Raw genomic sequence first — 18,286 nt, forward strand, 5'->3', positions numbered from 1 at the left:
AGTCCCTGTTTGTACGCACGCCCTTTTCTTGGCGATCAACTGGCTTTCTTTTTATTAGAAGAACGGACGTGCTGAGCTAAAATGCGTGTACCTTCCATTTTTACGTCGGTACGTTTTCGCCAAGCCCACAATCGTTCTCTGGCTGCTTTCGCACTCGCTTCTACATCGACTATTGGGGCGAGGTATTTTGAGTCCGGTTCTAACTGGTACATCACGACTTCCATTGCGGTCATTTTCCAAGGCTCAAACAACAGTGGGGTGGGTACCTTAGCGAGCTCCGGAATCCATTTATGAATGAATTCACCATCGGCATCGTGTTCTTGTGCTTGTTTCGTCGGATTGTAGATACGAATGGTATTGGTGCCAGTCACTCCAGCCTGCATTTGAAATTGTGGATAATGGATACCCGGCTCAAAGTCGAGAAAGAGCTGCGCTAGGTGAGTTACGCCATCGCGCCAATCCATGTTCATGTGATGCGTTAAAAAGCTTACTAGCATCGCGCGCATTCGAAAGTTGATGTATCCCGTGTGATGAAGGCAGCGCATACAGGCATCGACGAGAGGTATGCCAGTGGTTCCCTCCTTCCAAGCATCTAGTCGGATTGGGTCAATGTTGCTCGCTTGGCGAAGCAAAGGGTCATAGGCTTGGTTCACACAGCGAAATTCCATCTCACATTCAGATTCAAATTTCTGCATAAAATGACAATGCCAATGAAGCCTTGAAGACAACGCAATTAGGCTGCGACGAAACCCCGTCACTTGCCAATGTTGCAAGAGGTATTGATACACTTCTCGAAGCGAAATATTACCCCATGCAAGATAGGGAGAGAGGCGAGTACAGGCTGTTCGAGATGCCGTCGGGTTGGAAATACTGCGGTAATAATCTCGTCCTCGGCGTTGAAAAAAGTCTTCCAATGTTTGCCAAGCGAGTGAGCTCCCGCCAGTTTGCATGCCTTTTACTTTTTCTAACCAAGAAGTGGGAGGAGTAAAGGTGAAACCTAGCGCGTCGATATCGAGGGTGATAAGAGAATCGCTTTCAAGCTCAACCTCTTCTATCGGAGCTCGCATAACGGTATCCCAGTGTTTGTCCCAGCCGAATCGGTCTTTTGCGCCTCGCACAACTGCACCATGTTCAAACTCATGCCATGGAATGCCTTGTGCTTGAAGCCATGCTGATACTTGTTTATCTCGCTCAAACGTACAATTCAATCCAATTTCTTGATGGGAGAAAACGGCATTGATGTTGAATTGGTTTTGAATCGCACTCAAACAATCCCGAGCATTGCCAAACATTACTGAGACCTTTTGATCATGTTGAGTAAGCTGGGCGTCCATGTCTTGGAGTGATTGCCAAACAAAGCGCCAATGACGTTCGGAGTAATGTGGGTCATCCAACAGCATGGGCTCAAAAATATAGAGCAGCACTGTTGGATTCTCAGAAGATAGAGCGTGTTGCAAAGGTGCATGATCGGTCAGACGTAAATCGCGTTTTAGCCACACTAAGTTGATTGTTTGCATCGGAGCCCTCACTGGTTTTCCGATTTCTACGCATTAGAGAGGCAAATTTCTCACTCGGTGATCGATTTTATTACGGTTGACGTAAAGGCACGGAGCAAGGAGGTGCTTTATGTCTATGCCACTCAGTAAACTGGAAAAATTCTTCTATATCGACAAGCTTGTCATCCACTCTCTCGATCTCGCTTTGTATCAAGTCTCGGTTCTAGTCGACGGAGAGGAACACTTTGTTACTGACGATAAAGGGAAGTTTTTAAGGGCGCATTCGATATTGGAGTTGCAAAAGCAATGTCGTAACTTGAAAGCGAACAAACAGATACTTCGCCAGCAAAGTGCCTACGATGAAATGGTTGGGCAGCCAAGTAGGAGTGGTACTAACGAGCTGGAAGTGTTGCTGAAAGACAACGACCTCTATTGAAATTAGATTGAAAGGGGAGAAAGTGCGAGCTAGGTTTGTTAGCTCGCACCTTACTAATTACGCTTGTTTACGTTGTGCGTCTTTCTTTGCCAGCTTTTCTGCACGTCGTTGCTGACGTTGTTTGGCACTCTCACCACCGACGTGCTGCTCGCCACGAACCGCAGCTAACGATACTTGCTTTTCACGCTCGCGGAAGCGCGCTACCTGTTCGTCACTGTGCTTACCAAAACATTTCGGGCAGCTGACACCTTGCTCAAACTGCTCTGATTGTTTGTCTTCTTCTGTGATAGGCAGTCGGCAAGCATTACACAAGTCGTAGTCCGCTTTTTCTAGCTGGTGGTTCACCGCAACGCGACCGTCGAATACGTAACAATCGCCTTCCCACAAGCTTTCTTCTTCTGGTACTTCTTCAAGGTATTTCAGAATACCGCCTTCTAGGTGGTACACCTCATCAAAGCCCTGTTCTTTCATGTAAGCGGTCGACTTCTCACAGCGAATACCACCCGTACAGAACATCGCGACTTTTTTGTGTTTCTCTGGGTCCATGTTTTGTTTTACATAGTCAGGAAATTCGCGGAACGTGTCTGTATTTGGGTTAACTGCACCTTTAAATGTTCCGATCTCGATTTCATAGTCATTACGAGTATCAACCACAAATACTTCTGGATCAGCAATCAGATCGTTCCAATCTTGCGGCTTTACGTAGGTGCCAACGACATGGCGAGGATCGATGCCTTCAACGCCCAATGTCACGATCTCTTTCTTTAGCTTTACTTTGGTGCGGTTAAACGGCTGAGTATCTGAGTACGACTCTTTGTAAACAATACCAGTAAGGCGAGGCTCGGCATTTAGCCATGCAAGCAGTGTATCAATACCTTCGCGTTTCGCTGCAATCGTACCGTTAATACCTTCACTCGCCAGTAGCAACGTTCCATGTACACCGTGGGCTTCCATTAGTGCAAGCAATGGCTCGCGTAACTCTTGGTAGTTTTCCAGTTCCACAAATTTATACAGGGCGCAGACAACATACTGACTCATGATTATTCCTTACTTTAAAAGGTTGATGGTTCGACGACTCGATACCTAACAATTTTAGCGGCTCGGAGTATACCTGAGTAATTTAGTCGGAAATACGGACAAACTATGCGGATATTTTTAGTCATGTTTCCCCGGCGTTTTTTTCAACAAATTTCAGCGCGTAGCATTGGAAGTTAAAGGGTGTGAAAGTTTGAACCAGATCACATTTGTTATTCTTTTCTAGAAATGAACTAAGTTAATGAAAATTAAAGCTTTGTGGAAAACTTCATCACTTTATCACGTTTGCGGTGCTTGCCTCTGATTGCTGTTCCTATCGAGCTTGGTGTCAGTGTCAATATGTTTCCTTACCCTCTCCATGGTCAGTTCTAACTTTTAAAAAACTTTCTTGTAATGATAACCATTATCATCTAGATCTATTGCGTACATATGGTGCTCAATATTTAAACTACACACAAGATATAGATTATGGACGTTATAAAACGAGATGGACGGAAAGAAAAAGCCAGTCTAGATAAGGTGACTCGAAGAGCCGAAGCGCTGGCTGATGGACTAAAAGTCGAACCTATTGCGGTTGCACAACGCGTGGTAAGCGGTTTGTACGACGGCATTAAGGTGACGGAAATCGATGTGTTCCTCGCTGAAACGGCAGCAAGCCTCGCGACGGAACACCCTGATTATGCCAAGCTTGCGGCTCGCGTGATGGTGAGTTCTCTGCAAAAAGAAACCAGCGGATACGCAACTGCAACACGTGAGCTCTCTGAAATCGGTATTCTTTCCGATATTTACGTCGACTTTGTTGCCAAGAATCAGTTTGCGCTCGAAGACATGATTGACTACAAACGCGACTATCAGTTTGATTACTTCGGCTACAAAACTCTCGAGCGTTCCTACTTATTGAAAGTAAAAGGTGTGGTGGTTGAACGACCGCAAGATATGTTCATGCGTGTAGCGGTCGCTGTCGCGGGTGACGATCTTGAAGAAATTAGAGAGCTATACGATTTGCTCAGTCTTGGCTACTACACCCACGCTACGCCAACGCTGTTTAATGCTGGCTGTAAGATGCAGCAACTGTCTTCGTGTTTCCTATTAGCGATGCAAGAAGATTCCATTAACGGTATTTACGACACCCTCAAAGATTGTGCGCTGATTTCTAAATCGGCGGGTGGCATTGGGCTACACATCCACAATATTCGAGCGACGGGTGCGCCAATCATTGGCACTAACGGTGTGTCGAATGGCATCGTGCCAATGCTGAAAGTCTTCAATGAAACGGCTCGCTATGTGGATCAAGGTGGTGGTAAGCGCAAGGGCTCGTTTGCGGTTTATCTGGAACCTTGGCATGCGGATATCGAATCCTTCCTCGATTTACGTAAAAACCACGGTAAAGAAGAGTTCCGAGCTCGTGATTTATTCCTTGCTCTATGGGTGCCAGACTTGTTCATGGAACGTGTTGAAAACGACGCGGAATGGACTCTATTTAGCCCTCACAATACCAAGGGCTTGTCTGATTTATACGGTGCTGAATTTACTCAGAAGTACCAAGAATACGAGCGTATGGGCTTGGGCGTGAAGACCATCAAAGCCCGCCAATTGATGACGCAAATCATTGAGTCGCAAGCCGAGACGGGTACGCCGTACATGCTCTACAAAGATGCGTGTAATGAAAAGTCGAATCAGAAAAACCTCGGCACCATCAAATCTAGTAACTTGTGCGCAGAGATCATGGAAGTCTCAACACCAGATGAAACGGCGGCTTGTAATTTGGCGTCTATGGCACTGCCTAAGTTCGTTACAGACACGGGGTTTGATTTCGACAAACTTCACCAAGTTACCAAAGTCGCGATTAAGAACCTCGACCGCGTTATCGATGTGAACTATCACCCAACCGATAAGATTGAAAAATCGAACCACGCGCATCGTCCTGTTGGTTTGGGTATCCAAGGTTTGGCGGATGTGTTCTTCAAAATGCACCTTCCATTCGATAGCGAAGAAGCATTGCAGCTTAACCGTGACATCGCGGAAACCATGTATCACGCCTCCCTTGAAGCGTCTTGTGAAATCGCGGCGCAAAAAGGCGCGTACTCCAGTTATGACGGATCACCAATCAGTCATGGTCAGTTCCAATTTGATCTGTGGGATGAACAACCAAGCAGCCGCTGGGACTGGTCACAGCTCAAGCGCCAAATCGTAGAGCATGGTGTGCGCAACTCGTTACTGATTGCTCAAATGCCAACGGCGTCGACAGCGCAAATTTTAGGTAACAACGAAGCGTTTGAAGCGCAAACCAGCAATATCTATAAACGCCAAACCTTATCGGGTGAGTTCATCATCATCAACAAACATTTGGTAAGCGATCTGGAACAGCGTGGTCTTTGGACGAGCAAAATCCGTGACGCCATTATTCTTAATAACGGTTCAGTACAAGGCATTGATGCGATTCCAGACGATCTTCAATCTGTGTATCGCACCGTGTGGGAAATCTCTCAGAAAGTGATCATTGATATGTCGGCAGCTCGTGCCCCGTTTGTTTGCCAATCGCAAAGCCTCAACTTATGGCTTGCATCACCAACGTTCGCCCAAATCAATGCGATGCACTTCTACGCGTGGAAACGTGGTTTGAAAACCGGCATGTACTACCTGCGCTCTAAGCCATCGACGAATGCGGTGAAAGTCACCGTTGGTCAGCAAAGTGAAGATGAAGATTGCCTAAACTGCGGCGCATAAACCTATCTCGTCAATTAAAAATATTCACATCAACCGAAAGTAAGGAAACGGTATGATTGTTAAAAACAAATTTAGCTTGTTCCCCATTCAATACGAAGAGATTTGGCAAGCGTACAAAACTCACGAAGCGGCTTTCTGGACGACAGAAGAACTCGATTTTGCTCAAGATCTTGCTGATCTTGCCAAGCTGACCGAAGGCGAAAAGCACTTCATTCGACATGTGTTGGCGTTCTTTGCTCAGAGCGAAGGGATGATCAACGAGAACTTATTGACTCGATTTTATGGCGAAATTGAAATCGCAGAAGCGCGCTGCTTCCTTGCTTTGCAGGCGTTTAATGAGGTCATTCACGCAGAGACTTACGCACTGCAACTCGAAACTTACATTCCCGATGTTGAAGAGCGTGAGCGCTTGTTCAATGCGATTGAAAACGTCCCGACCGTGAAGCGTAAGGCGGAGTGGGTAATGAAGTGGATCTCTTCCGATAAACCATTGGCAATGCGTTTGATCGCCTTTGGCTTGGTGGAAGGCTTGTTCTTCGCTGGCAGCTTCTGTGCCATTTACTACTTCCGTAAACGTGGTTTGCTGGCTGGTTTGGCAGCAAGCAATGACTTGATTGCCCGTGATGAAGGGTTGCACTTTAGCTTTTCTGCGCTGCTATTCAAAACCTTGGGGCAGGGTAAAGTGACACAACAAGAGTTTGAAGAGATTTGCCGTGAAGCGGTTTCAATTGAGAAAGAGTTTGTAACGGAAGCCCTACCAGTGGACTTGATTGGTATGAATGCTGAGCTGATGTGCCAATACATTGAGCATACTGCCGATGTTATCGCTGGTTTGTTTGGTTTCAACCCGATCTTTGGTGCTGAAAACCCATTTGATTACATGCGCTTATTGGATATGGAAGGAAAGACCAATTTCTTCGAAAAACGCGTTACTGAGTACAAACGACCTCAAGATCGCCAATTGAGTTTTGATGCAGATTTCTAACGGCAAGGAATAGCAGAGAAGAGTGATGAAAATAGAAATGTACAGCAAGGAGCAGTGCTCCCAGTGTGAAACCGCAGCAATGTGGTTACAAAATCAGGGCTTTAACGTGGCAACGCTCAAGTTGGATGTGGAATTTGACCGAGAAACCTTGTTCGAGTTATTCCCAACCGCAAGAAGCTACCCGCAGTTTATGCTTGATGGCGAACCGATTGGTGATTTCAGTCGCTTAAAATCCGCACTCGCTTTTGAGCAAAGCGCTACTTTCTAAGTTATGTATACCCAAGTAACCTCGAGATGCTAGGTTCAGCGAGACTGACTTGGTTTGTAGACGCGGCGGCGATTTAAAGGTTTAGTGGTTCTAAATCAAGAATCGGCAACAAAGTATACAAGCCAAGACCCTTACTATTTGTAAAGAATGCCCTTTGGGAGCGTGTCATTGACCCGCTTTTTTAATTAAACCAATGGCTGCGTCAAACAACTTGGAAATAGCTGGCTATTACACTGCGTTGTTTTCCTTGCTCTCGAATCAATGACAACGCTCTGAATCCTGCATCTTGAAGTCACTTGGGTATAACCTCTTTTATTGAGAAAAGGGGATTTTTATTTCCACTTAAATTTTGTGGATGTTCAAATTATCAGTAAAAACGCATAAAACTGTTGAAAACGCACTCGACATAAATGGTCGAAATTTGTACTGTTGATTCGCTTCACATTCCTAAAACTTCTTATCCGATAATCAGTTGAAGCAAAGATCTGTGCTTGATACAGGTCGGTTGGCAAAGGAATTCAACATGCAACAGTTTCATATCAGAAGACTAAGAGAAGAAGACGTCCCTCTGTTGAAAACGCTCTTGGTCGAACTCGACACTTCTCACCATGATGCTGAGCCAGATTTCTACCGTTCTCCGGAAGAAATGGCGCAGTTAAGGGAAGATCGCAACATCTTCGATAAATATTTTGATGGCAGCATCACGGCTTTTATAGCTTGTTCGAACCGACAGGTGGTTGGTTTTATCTCTGGTACCGTGCGAGAGGTAAACTCGATTCTCTCTCCGGAAAGACGCGTTGGATATATCAATGAGTTGGTGGTGTCTGAAAGCCACCGTAACTTAGGTATTGGCTTGTCTTTGATGGATAAAATCGAGAGTGATTTGTGCAGCCAAGATATTGAAGAGCTCGGTTTAACCGTGGCGTCATTTAATCACGAAGGTGAAGATTTCTACCATAAGATGGGCTACCGAGTGATCACCAAAATGATGACCAAGCGAGTCAAAGACTAACGCCACATTATGTTGTGAGACACGCTCCCCAACCTTAAACTGAAAATGCCAAACGTTGGGGAGTGCTATATCGTTTAATCATCTAGTTTCTTCGCACTTCATTGAAGATTTCACAAGATAACTGATAATTGTGCTGTCTTGCTATTTTCTGTGAAAAAAACAATTGTGGTAGTTCATATATAATGAGTAACGCGAGGATAAGGAACGCACTAGGATGTCCAAGAACAAAGCCAACGATACTTACGATTAACAATATTAGCTCTAAAGCAAATAAAGCATATTTACCTAGGTAGCAATGGTGAAAACCGCCAAGAAAGAACCAGTTTAACGTTGCGTAGGTATCGGGGTCCTTGAGACTTTTAGACTGGCGTTCATAGAATTCTTTCTTTTGATGTTCAGGTAATGAGTTTACCTGACTTCTCAGTAATTCTTCCTGTTTCTCTAGCTGTTCAATTGGCTCAAATAAGCGCATTACGGTACCTCGTCATATATTTTTTCAATGAGGTCGGGTTGGTTACACCGCTTAATTCTTGCCAAACCAAGTTTCCAACCTTTTATTGCCCCATACTTAGCAATACATTGTTTGGTGTACTCTGAGCAAGTGGGCTCAAAATTACATTCAATATTCAATAACTGCTTTGAACCACCGCTAGCCTGGTAGCGATGGATCAATTTCAAAGAGATATATTTAAGCAAACTTATCGGCCGAGAGTGATAATTACAGCCTCACGCTTCCAAAATAGCATAAAGCGTTTTTGTTCCACTACTTGGAATACAACTTGCCAACCATCTTGTGCATACTTGTTCAGCTCTGCTTCCATCTTTTGCACAGGCAAGCCACTTGCACCTAGTAGAATTGTGCCGCAACCACCTTCAACAATGTGAACCACTTTATATTCTGTAAACTTTGTCATTTTTATAACCAACTAATTTAATAAAAACAGGATGTTACAATAAGAAATAAAGTGCATCAAGGTGCATTTGTCAGGTTTGTCTAATGGTATTTATTAATATTTGATGCTGAGCTAAAAACGCCTCTCTATCTCGTGATAAAGAGGCGTTTTTCTATCTAGGTTTTTAGCGAGTTCTGAGCGTTAGCTGCTCATTTCAACGTTGCTGCGGTTTGTTTACCCATTGCAATTAACTTGTCGAGAATACGCTCACCATCCGCGCGAAGACCGTTGTGCTCATATTCATTGGTGATCCAAGCTTTTGAGTTCGGTATTGCAGCGAGTGTTTCACGGCTAATGTCCATTTCTACAAACATATCGTCGGCATAGACAGCGCAACTCACAGGTACCTTATTGTTTGCCAGTTGCTGGGCATCGTATAGCGGCGTCCAATCGGTTTTTTCTGCCAGCAATTCTGCCGCTTCTTTCAGTGGTTTTAGGTTCACGTATTGGTCGAACATCCAAGGGAAAACCATTTCGCCAGTGAAGTAGAACGGCTTACCTTGTTCGTAATTGAACGCATCATGCTCTTGACGTACTCGGTGAGCGCTCCATTGAGAAGCAAACCCTTGGCAGTAAATTGATTCGTGCAGAATCGCGTAAATTGGATTGGTCTGGAAGTTTTGCTGCGCCAACATGTCGTTGAGGAATTCATAACGAAGCTGAGGTTTACCGTTCACTTCAATCAAGGCACTTTCTAGCCAGTAATAAGTTGGCAAGAAGGTATCACTGACACCAAAGTTAATCCCAATTTGTTGGAATTGTTCGACAGTAAAGCGCTGACCATTTGGCAGAAACTCTTCGTGCTCCAACAAGTGATTAGCAATGTTCTGGCATAACTGCTGCGCTTGTGGGAATTGCTGGAAGAAGGCTTGGTTTTTCTCCATGGTGCGCTTAAAGGTTGCGTGATACACATCATCCGCATGGCGAGAAACCGAAGGCACACCACCCGTAATGTAGCTTTGCAGCAAGCTGCTCGGGAACAGCGATAGGTAAGTTAGTGAGCAGAAACCACCAAAGCTCTGACCTAAAGTCGCCCACTTCTCAACGCCAAACTGTTCACGGATAAATTCCGCATCGCGAACAATGTTGTCTGCGCGGAAGTGGCTTAAGTAGTCTGCTTGTTGCTCCGGCGTGAGGTGCGCAAGCGTCCGGTGATTAATCACGCTGCTGTTGCCAGTGCCGCGTTGGTCGAGCAGCAGTACACGATACTCACTCAGAGCGCGCTTGATCCAACCGTTGTTTCCGTTTGGACGAGGAGAAGGGAAGCCCGGACCGCCTTGAAAATACACTAACCACGGTTTGTCGGAGTCTTCATCGCCGACTAAACAAACGGAGCGAGCGAAGACGTTGATCGTGCCTTTGCTTAGATCTTGGTAATCCAGCGGCACGGTAAACGAGTGGGGCGTGTAATGCAGTCCTGCGTCGATAAATGATTGAGCGTTCATTGTTATGGTCTGTCCTTGTTTATAGTCGCTTTACGATATCGAATTCCTTATTAGAAACAATAGATTTGTTGTAAGAACTCGATTTTTGAAGCGGGAAAGGCAAGGAATGGCACTCAAAACAGAAACTCTTCGATCTTTCCGTGTTGGTATGCACTGAGTGAACTATGATCTGATAGGTGCAGTTTAGACATCACTGTCTTACCGTTTTTATGAAACGAGACATTTGGCGGTCATTGACCATGGAGGATGCTTGATGAACACGTCACTAACCCGAATCACGCTCGCTTGTTTATTACTACAGACCATAAGTGCCCCTGCATTGGCGGTCGTGACTCCGAATCCGCCTCAGTTGCAGGCAAAAGGTTATGTGTTAATGGACTTTCAGTCCGGTGCCATCATTGCGGAGCAAAACGCGCGTGCCGGATTAGCTCCAGCCAGTTTAACTAAGCTGATGACCGCTTACGTCGTGGGGCAAGAAATCAAATCCGGGCGGCTTCAATGGGATGACAAAGTGACAGTGAGTGAGAACGCGTGGTCAGCCAAATTCCCAGACTCCTCAAAAATGTTTATCCAACCCAAAGATGAAATCACCGTCGCCAATCTAATGCGTGGAGTGATCATTCAATCTGGTAATGATGCTTGTGTGGCACTCGCCGAACATGTTGCGGGTAGTGAAGGGGCGTTTGTTGCGTTGATGAACGGTTGGGCAGATAAGCTCAGCCTGAACGATACCTACTTCGTTAACTCGCATGGTCTAGATAGCGAAGGCATTCAAACTTCTCCTAACGACATGGCGACGCTTATGCAATCCATCATCAATGATGTGCCTGAAGTCTATGCGCTTTATAGTGAGAAGGTATTTAAGTGGAACAAGATCACCCAATACAACCGCAATAAACTGTTGTGGGACAAATCGATGGATGTCGATGGCGGCAAAACGGGCTATACCAGCAATGCAGGGTACAGTTTGGTCAGTTCTGCTAAGCAAGGAAAGATGCGATTGATCTCGGTAGTGATGGGAACGCCAAGCAAACAGTCACGCATTAGCCAGTCTAAGAACCTGCTTAGTTATGGCTTCCGCTTCTATGACACGAAACAAGTGGCAAAACAGGGGGAAGTTCAGGCGAGTGCAAAAGTGTGGAAAGGCGATGTCAGTGAGATTGATTTGGGTTTTGCCCAAGATGCGTACCTGACGCTCCCTCGCTCTCTAACCGCTGGTTTAGACAAGAGCGTGGTCGTGAATGAGCCGCTGATTGCACCCATAGCAAAAGGGGATGTGGTTGGTAAAGTCGTGTGGAAGAGTGACGATAAAACTGTGGCGAGCTATCCATTGGTAAGTAACCAAGCGGTGGAAGAGGGCTCGTGGATTGGGAAGTTATGGGACAGTTTAGTGCTGTGGGTAAAGTCTCTGTTTAGCTAGCGCAAGTGCGAGTTTCGCAATAGTGATTTCAGAATTTCAGACAAAGAAAAGCAGCTCGAAGGTGAGCTGCTTTTTGCTTTTTATAGCTGAGACGACTTTCGCATCGATTCTGCTTTCGCGTATATTGCGGTTTCAGTGATTATTCAGACAAGGTGATGATTGGTAAGTCATCCCAAATCTTGCTCTCATCCGAAGCGCCGCCAGAGAAGTTCCAAGGACCTTTGTCTTGTTCTAGTGGACGGTAAGTAGCAGACAATCCATCCAAGTCCCAAGTTGTCACATAGAATCGAATGCCATTCAGTGAATCAGGTCGACCTAGTGCGTCACTCGCGAAGTCCATCGAAATGGTGTTGTTGGCTTTGTCTACGGTGACCATTGGTGCCGGCGTTACTGCTTCGCCCCATGTTGTCGCGTTTGCGCCTTGGGTGTTGTAAATCGAGCTTTGCCAGCCGAAGACCACAGCATTGCGACTCCATGTTCCGCTTGGCATAGAAGCGTTGATCTTAGGCAGTTCCGTTAGGTTGGTTGCCGCTTCTTCCGGTAAATCAATGAAGATGGTGAAGCCAACGTGGTCAAAGCCATTTGGCGGCAACCAAGTATCGGTGATCTTGTCCATGGTGAAGGTCAAGCGCACGTTACTGCCGACGGTAAATACCTCGGCTTTGTTGATTGCGAGTTGGCTGTTGTCTTTGTCGAACGTTGGATCCGTTGGTAGCGAGTAGTTACCGTTAGGACCGCCCATGCCATCTTGCGCATCACCTGCGTCATCAATCGTGTCGTCTGGCGTGTTCGACCAGCTTAAGTCCGACACAAAGTTCACATCTTCAATGCCTGCTTTCTTCTCCGTGGAGTAAATCGCGAAGCGGTGTTGCTGTTCGCCAATCGCAAAGTGACGGGTAGATAAAGTCACGCTGAACTGACCGTCAGCGCCCACGGTAATGGCCTGTGCTGTTTCTAGGTTACCGTCTACGACAAGGTTCAATTTCTCGTTTGCTTTAGCAGTACCAGCAATCACGATATCATCAGTGATGGTTTGTCCTTCCCAATCCTGTGCCAGTTGGATGTTGAGGTCTGGGGTATCTACCGATTGGGTGTCGTTAGTTTTCGAGTAAATCACGGCAGATTTGGCTGGTAGCTCAAGGGTTACGTGACCGTTTTCATCGGCGATTAACTGCTCTGGAGCGTCTGCCCAGTTAGATATGATTTGTTGTTGGAAGACGGTGCCGCCCGCTTGCTCTACATCGAGTTGGTTCATCAACATCGGGGAATTCGATGTGTTCATTACCACCAAAACTTCGTCGCTCTCCAATGTTCGGGTAAAGGCGAACACACCGGCGCCGGCTTTATCGCTGCCAATGACTTTCATTTCGCCGCGTGTCATGACTTTGTTTTCGGTACGTAACTTAGCAAGCTCTTGGATGAACAAGTACATCTCGCTGTTTTGGTCGAATGAGTCTACGTAGTCGCCGTCTTCACGGTAACCGCCAGCAAACATCGCATCGCGCGCCGCTGACATCGCCTGTTCAGTACCTTGGTAAATCACAGGGATGCCCGGTACCGCCATCATGGTAATCAGCGCTTGCTTCATATCGTTGACACTGCCTTGTGATAGAAAACGCGGCATATCGTGGTTATCAATGAAGTTCGGCATAATGTATGGATTCGGGAACATCTCCATCATTTTCTCAAGACGGAAGCGTAAGTAATCGGTCGGTTGTCCTGCTGCAAACACGCGCGTCATGGTTGCTTGTAATGGGAAGTTCAACACCGAGGTTAACTGCTCCGGTGAGCCGCTTTCGCCGATGTAAGTCAGCATCTTCTCTTCGCCTTCGGTGTTGTAAGGCGTAGATGTTTCGAAAACTTCACCAAAGGTCAGGAAGTTATCGCGACCAGTATCAACCGCTTGAGTCATCACGCCATCGTCGGCGTGCAGGAAGTCGTTCCAGAAATCGTGCTCAACAAACTTCACGGTATCGATACGGAAACCGTCAACGCCAACTTCGCGAATCCATTTACGGTAGCTCTCTTTTAGATAAGCGCGTACTTCAGGATCGGATGTATTTAGATCATCCAGGTCCGACAGTTGCCAGGTTTTTTCTTGGACGGGATCGTTGTGGTCGGTGATGCTTGGCGTCCAGTGGTAAATGCCTGTGCCATCTTCTTTACACTCATTCATGTTGAGTGGGTAAGGCAGTTCTTGCCCTGCTGGCAGCGCATTTTCAATCAAACGGAAACCTTGGCAAGGTAGGCTAGGATCGTAATTGTATGGGTCATCGTAAGTGAAGAAGTTACCTACGTGGTTGGTCACGATGTCTTGAATCAAGAACATGTTACGAGCGTGCACTTCTCGCGCTAACGCTTGGTAGCTTTCCATGTCACCAAAGTGCTCATCCACTTTTTGGAAGTCACGCGCCCAGTAGCCGTGGTAGCCGCCGTAGTTTTGTTCTGCGTCCCACCACTGGTTTGCCACTGGCGGTGTAATCCAGATAGAGGTAGCGCCAAGGTCTTCGATGTAACCCAGTTTTTCACTGACACCAACAAGGTCACCACCACTGAATTTCTTGTCTGAGGTAGGATCGTACTCATTCTGACCTTGATCGTTAAGCGTGTTGTCGCCGTCGTTAAAACGGTCGATCATCAAGAAGTAAATGATCTGGTCTTGCCAGTCAGGAGATGCCACGTGGCTTCCTGTATCTGCTGGCGTAGTTTCATCGCTACCACAGCCAGAAAGAGCTAGGGCGATCGCTAAAGGTAGTATTTTTATTTTATTCATATGGTTAGGTAAGATTTCAAACACGGTTTTTGTCTCCGTTATGCAGCAATGCGGAAACGATAAAACAAAGGTTTGAAATTGAGAGTGTCATTTCACGCCAAAAGAGACGTGAAATGATGTCACGAAGTGCTGAATTTGAACTGTGCTACATATTTAACTGAGTGGTTGCACAATTGGGTATTGAATCGGGTAATGGTCTTTGGCTAACTCATTACCAGAATGATCATAGAGTCGGAATCGACACTGTTTAGCCTTTTGGGTGAGGGGAAGTTGTAGCGCCCAGCATGTGTAATCTTCTGCATTCTGAGTTTGGCTCATTGCGTGGGGAGCTGGCGCGTCACCCACGTAGCAATCGATCTTCGCCACGTCTTTTAATCGACACGCAAGTTCCACAAACAAGGTGTGCTGAGTGCCGAGTTGAATAAGTTGCCTTGTCGGGACAATGTATTCCGTTGCGCCAATCAAAAGCCCTTTAGAAACCATGTAATCACGCTGGTGGTTGTTATCAATGTAGCGATCACCATCGACTTCATAACACAGTCTAAACGTCAGTGGATGAGCGACAGGAAGCTCTGTCGTCGCCCATAGTTCGGTGCCATTATTCAAAAAACGCTCGAAGAAGGCTGGGTAGCGACGCCATGCACCATCACGATCTCGACACTCAACGGAGACCACTTTTTCAAACGCAATGTTATCTACTTCCATCCAGATTTTACCGACGGGTTGGTCAATGTCGTTATCGGCTAAAGTATTCGCTTTGGCGTAGTACAAGCGGATGGGTTGGTTATTGAGATGAGTGCGGTTATCCAAACACTGCTGGCGATATTGCATTGGTGAAAACGGATACCAACGGCGAAAGGTTCTATGGAAGTTGGAAGGCTCTTCATAACCCAACTGATAGGCGATTTGCTGCGTTGTGAGTTGAGTGTCTGCAAGTAGGGCTAATGCGTGCTTTTTCTTGGCGAAGTCGACGCATTGCGAATAGCTCATTTGTTTTTCTTGCAGGCGACGTTGCAAGGTGCGCTTGGATACGCCCAGTTGCAGTGCGGCTTGGTCTAATTTCAGTGCGTAATTGCTATTTTTGACGAACAGAGCATTAAGCACGCTCAACAATTCTGGCTGTTCAATTGGCTGGTGAGACAGCAGCAAATAAACATGTTTTACCAAGTCGAACACGACCGAGTTCTGCTTCGGGTTGATGTCTTCTTCTAGCTCGAATTGAGCAGAGTAAAGGTCATGGTTGTGAAGCTGAATGTGCACAGATTCACTCAAACCTAGCTGTTCCAATTGCATCAGCAGCAAGTCATAAACCGATTCCGCCCAGCTTGGCATTTCGGTAGCTCTGCACTCTAGCCGCATCTGAACCTGGTTATCACTGTGTTCGAAAACAATGTACAAGCGACGATCGAACAGCGAAACACTTTTACTCCACCACAGCAGACCTTCACGCAGCGTTGGTGCCTCTTGCAACATCATAGATTGCAAGGCAACCAGCTTTTCAATGTGCCAATATTCGCCAGCAATTCTTAGGTGATTATGCCCAAGTTTTTTGCAGAGAAAGGGCGTGATGATGTTGTCTTGAGGCAGCATGAAAGTGGTTCGGTAACAGAGCAAAGGCGACATTATTGCTTAAACTGAGTGTTGCTTCAGTGAGAGTGCTCAAAGCTTGTTACATCGGCGATTTTCAAATTTATTTTGAAGATGTTTTTAACTGAAATCGGTTTTTCCCTGTAACTCATAAGGTTAAAGTGATAACCAGCATAAACTACTCGACTGGAGAACCCGATGGACATCGTTCAAGCTGCTAAATCTCGCTACTCAACCAAAGTCTTTGACCCAACTCGTAAGCTGCCTCAAGAAAAGATCGACGCAGTCAAAGAGCTGATTCGCTTTAGTCCTTCGAGTGTGAACTCTCAGCCGTGGCACTTCATTCTGGCAAGCACAGAAGAGGGCAAGCAACGTATCGCAAAAGCAGCACAAGAGAACTACGCGTTCAATGCTGCGAAGATCTTGAATGCGTCACACGTGTTGGTGTTCTGTGCCAAAACGGGCATCGATAACGACTACATCGAGGCACTATTGGCGCAGGAAGAAAAAGACGGTCGATTCCCAACCGAAGAGGCAAAAGCAGCGGTACGTGGCGGTCGTAGTTACTTTGTAAACATGCACCGTTTTGATCTCAAAGACGCCAATCATTGGATGGAGAAGCAGGTTTACCTCAACGTCGGTACATTGTTGCTGGGTGCTTCAACGCTAGAAATTGATGCGGTGCCAATCGAAGGTTTTGATCCGAAAGTGCTGGATGAAGAATTTGGTCTTCGCGAAAAAGGCTACACTGGCGTTGTGATTGTGCCGCTTGGCTACCATGCGGAAGATGACTTCAATGCCAAGACGCCAAAGTCGCGTTGGGAAGAAAGCTCTGTGTTTACTGAGATTTAATAAAGATGATTCATTTAGTTGCAGAAATTAAAGCGTATCCAGATAGTATCGACAACGTAACCAACTTACTTTCTGGTCTACTAGAACCTTCACGTGAAGAAGAGGGTTGTTGCCAATACGAACTGTATTTGGATCAAAAGATCGAAGGCTTGTTTATGTTCCAAGAAATTTGGGCATCGCAAGAAGCGTTAGATAAGCACTTACAAAGCCCACATATCGCGCAGTTTATCTCGACGCTAGAAGATAACGACTGGGTTGAATATTCTCAGATTCGCCCAATGACGTTTGTCGGTTAAGCTTCTGAGCAGAATGTTGCCAGCACTTTCTTACGTTGCTGGCAGCATTTTTCATGAATGAATTCACGGAAAGTACGAATGGTTGGCGTCAGCAAACGACGATCGGCGCACACCATGTATAGCGGTACCGGACCACAATCCCACTCAGGTAATACTCTTACTAATCTTCCCTCAATCAAATCTTGGCTGATGTCCATCAGTGATTTGTTGGCGATCCCTTTGCCTTTGATTGCTAAGCGATGGGATAAGTCACTATCGTTACTAAGTAGCTTGCCACTTACGACAACTTGTTCTGTTTCGTCTCCGCGAGTCAGCGTCCATTTGTTGTAAACCGAATCCGCCACCATGTAACACAAACAGTTGTGTTGGTTTAGATCTTCCGGTTTGGTCAGCACAGGATTGTTTGCAACGTATTCTGGAGAGGCACACAGGATTCGCTCATTTGCACCACACAACGCCAATACGACGAGGTTAGAGTCAGCAGGTTCACCGTAACGAATCGCGATGTCGACGGGTTTGGTGTACATATCGGTTAAGCTGTCAGACAGCTCTAACTTGATAGAGACGTTCGGGTAAACATCAATAAACTCATCAACCCAATCAAGCAGCATGTTGCGACCAAAATCAGATGGCGCGGTGATGTGCAGCTGACCTGATAGCTCGCCACGCGCGCTTGAGATCTGATCTAACCCCTCTTGTAGCGTTGCGAGTGCTTGAGTGGTTTTGTCTAAGAACAGCTCACCTTCCGACGTTAAGCGAAGGCTGCGAGTGGAGCGCACAAACAGCGGAAAGCCTATTTGTCCCTCAAGACGTTTGATCGATGCACTGATGGCTGCTGGTGTCATGTCCATGCTGTTGGCGGCTTTCGAAAAACTGCCTTGGCGTGCGGTTTCGACAAAGATATTCAGATCGTTGAGGGCTTTCATAATGAAAAGGGATTTTAAGAAGTTTGGGCTACTATAGGGGAGAGTCGCAGGGCAATTCAAGGTTAAAACATTAGG

17 protein-coding genes are annotated in these 18,286 nt (G+C 46.2%); 8 read left to right on the forward strand and 9 right to left on the reverse strand.

Annotation, left to right across the window (positions count from 1 at the left end; translation table 11 throughout):
- Window positions 1–35: 35 nt before the first annotated feature.
- Window positions 36–1,517 carry an FAD-binding domain-containing protein gene (locus OH459_RS12735; RefSeq protein ID WP_269986994.1) on the reverse strand — a complete coding sequence of 494 codons (1,482 nt, stop codon included), beginning with the start codon at window positions 1,515–1,517 and terminating at the stop codon, window positions 36–38.
- 109 nt (window positions 1,518–1,626) lie between these two features.
- On the opposite strand from OH459_RS12735, the gene OH459_RS12740 reads away from it, so the two are divergent.
- Entirely contained in the window at window positions 1,627–1,932 is a 306-nt protein-coding gene (locus tag OH459_RS12740; protein WP_045486195.1) for a DUF6482 family protein, read from the forward strand.
- A gap of 57 nt (window positions 1,933–1,989) precedes the next feature.
- Here OH459_RS12740 and trhO read toward each other — a convergent pair whose 3' ends face one another.
- Window positions 1,990–2,970, reverse strand: a complete 981-nt coding sequence (gene trhO / locus OH459_RS12745) for an oxygen-dependent tRNA uridine(34) hydroxylase TrhO (protein ID WP_005447471.1) — start codon at window positions 2,968–2,970, stop codon at window positions 1,990–1,992.
- Window positions 2,971–3,435: 465 nt separating this feature from the next.
- On the opposite strand from trhO, the gene OH459_RS12750 reads away from it, so the two are divergent.
- From OH459_RS12750 to OH459_RS12765, 4 genes are all read left to right on the forward strand, one after another.
- Window positions 3,436–5,694: a ribonucleoside-diphosphate reductase subunit alpha gene (locus tag OH459_RS12750; protein ID WP_009697999.1), complete on the forward strand. Its 2,259-nt coding sequence runs from the start codon at window positions 3,436–3,438 to the stop codon at window positions 5,692–5,694.
- Window positions 5,695–5,746: 52 nt separating this feature from the next.
- Window positions 5,747–6,679: a ribonucleotide-diphosphate reductase subunit beta gene (locus OH459_RS12755; RefSeq protein ID WP_005447479.1), complete on the forward strand. Its 933-nt coding sequence runs from the start codon at window positions 5,747–5,749 to the stop codon at window positions 6,677–6,679.
- A 25-nt stretch (window positions 6,680–6,704) separates the two neighbouring features.
- Window positions 6,705–6,947, forward strand: a complete 243-nt coding sequence (locus OH459_RS12760) for a glutaredoxin family protein (RefSeq protein ID WP_029788328.1) — start codon at window positions 6,705–6,707, stop codon at window positions 6,945–6,947.
- 523 nt (window positions 6,948–7,470) lie between these two features.
- Window positions 7,471–7,959, forward strand: a complete 489-nt coding sequence (locus OH459_RS12765) for a GNAT family N-acetyltransferase (protein WP_009697997.1) — start codon at window positions 7,471–7,473, stop codon at window positions 7,957–7,959.
- An 82-nt stretch (window positions 7,960–8,041) separates the two neighbouring features.
- On the opposite strand, the gene OH459_RS12770 is transcribed toward OH459_RS12765, so the two are convergent.
- The 4 genes from OH459_RS12770 to OH459_RS12785 all read right to left on the reverse strand — a co-directional run bounded on the left by OH459_RS12770 (window position 8,042) and on the right by OH459_RS12785 (window position 10,357).
- A complete protein-coding gene (locus OH459_RS12770) occupies window positions 8,042–8,431 on the reverse strand; it encodes a hypothetical protein (protein WP_005447482.1) in 390 nt (129 codons plus the stop codon).
- On the reverse strand, window positions 8,431–8,655 hold the full coding sequence (yidD, locus tag OH459_RS12775) for a membrane protein insertion efficiency factor YidD (RefSeq protein ID WP_005447483.1): 225 nt from the start codon (window positions 8,653–8,655) through the stop codon (window positions 8,431–8,433). The genes OH459_RS12770 and yidD overlap by 1 nt, the downstream gene beginning before the upstream one ends.
- A gap of 2 nt (window positions 8,656–8,657) precedes the next feature.
- On the reverse strand, window positions 8,658–8,873 hold the full coding sequence (locus OH459_RS12780) for a DUF4177 domain-containing protein (protein WP_005447484.1): 216 nt from the start codon (window positions 8,871–8,873) through the stop codon (window positions 8,658–8,660).
- Between the two features lie 188 nt (window positions 8,874–9,061).
- Complete coding sequence (locus OH459_RS12785) at window positions 9,062–10,357, reverse strand: alpha/beta fold hydrolase (protein WP_269986997.1); 1,296 nt, start codon at window positions 10,355–10,357, stop codon at window positions 9,062–9,064.
- A 253-nt stretch (window positions 10,358–10,610) separates the two neighbouring features.
- On the opposite strand from OH459_RS12785, the gene OH459_RS12790 reads away from it, so the two are divergent.
- A complete protein-coding gene (locus OH459_RS12790) occupies window positions 10,611–11,777 on the forward strand; it encodes a D-alanyl-D-alanine carboxypeptidase family protein (protein WP_045416179.1) in 1,167 nt (388 codons plus the stop codon).
- A 139-nt stretch (window positions 11,778–11,916) separates the two neighbouring features.
- Here OH459_RS12790 and OH459_RS12795 read toward each other — a convergent pair whose 3' ends face one another.
- Both OH459_RS12795 and OH459_RS12800 read right to left on the reverse strand, forming a co-directional pair.
- Window positions 11,917–14,574 carry an alpha-amylase family glycosyl hydrolase gene (locus OH459_RS12795; protein WP_269986999.1) on the reverse strand — a complete coding sequence of 886 codons (2,658 nt, stop codon included), beginning with the start codon at window positions 14,572–14,574 and terminating at the stop codon, window positions 11,917–11,919.
- A 129-nt stretch (window positions 14,575–14,703) separates the two neighbouring features.
- Window positions 14,704–16,140, reverse strand: coding sequence for a helix-turn-helix transcriptional regulator (locus OH459_RS12800; protein WP_269987001.1), 1,437 nt, complete (start codon window positions 16,138–16,140; stop codon window positions 14,704–14,706).
- Window positions 16,141–16,335: 195 nt separating this feature from the next.
- Between OH459_RS12800 and OH459_RS12805 the strand changes: the two genes are divergently transcribed.
- A complete protein-coding gene (locus tag OH459_RS12805) occupies window positions 16,336–16,989 on the forward strand; it encodes an oxygen-insensitive NAD(P)H-dependent nitroreductase NfsB (protein WP_009706468.1) in 654 nt (217 codons plus the stop codon).
- Window positions 16,990–16,994: 5 nt separating this feature from the next.
- On the forward strand, window positions 16,995–17,285 hold the full coding sequence (locus tag OH459_RS12810) for a putative quinol monooxygenase (protein WP_005436210.1): 291 nt from the start codon (window positions 16,995–16,997) through the stop codon (window positions 17,283–17,285).
- On the opposite strand, the gene OH459_RS12815 is transcribed toward OH459_RS12810, so the two are convergent.
- On the reverse strand, window positions 17,282–18,211 hold the full coding sequence (locus OH459_RS12815) for a LysR family transcriptional regulator (protein ID WP_029788322.1): 930 nt from the start codon (window positions 18,209–18,211) through the stop codon (window positions 17,282–17,284). The two genes, OH459_RS12810 and OH459_RS12815, sit on opposite strands and share 4 nt — an antisense overlap.
- Between the last annotated feature and the right edge of the window lie 75 nt (window positions 18,212–18,286).

This window comes from Vibrio sp. MM46 (genome assembly GCF_027587135.1).
GTDB lineage: Bacteria > Pseudomonadota > Gammaproteobacteria > Enterobacterales > Vibrionaceae > Vibrio > Vibrio harveyi.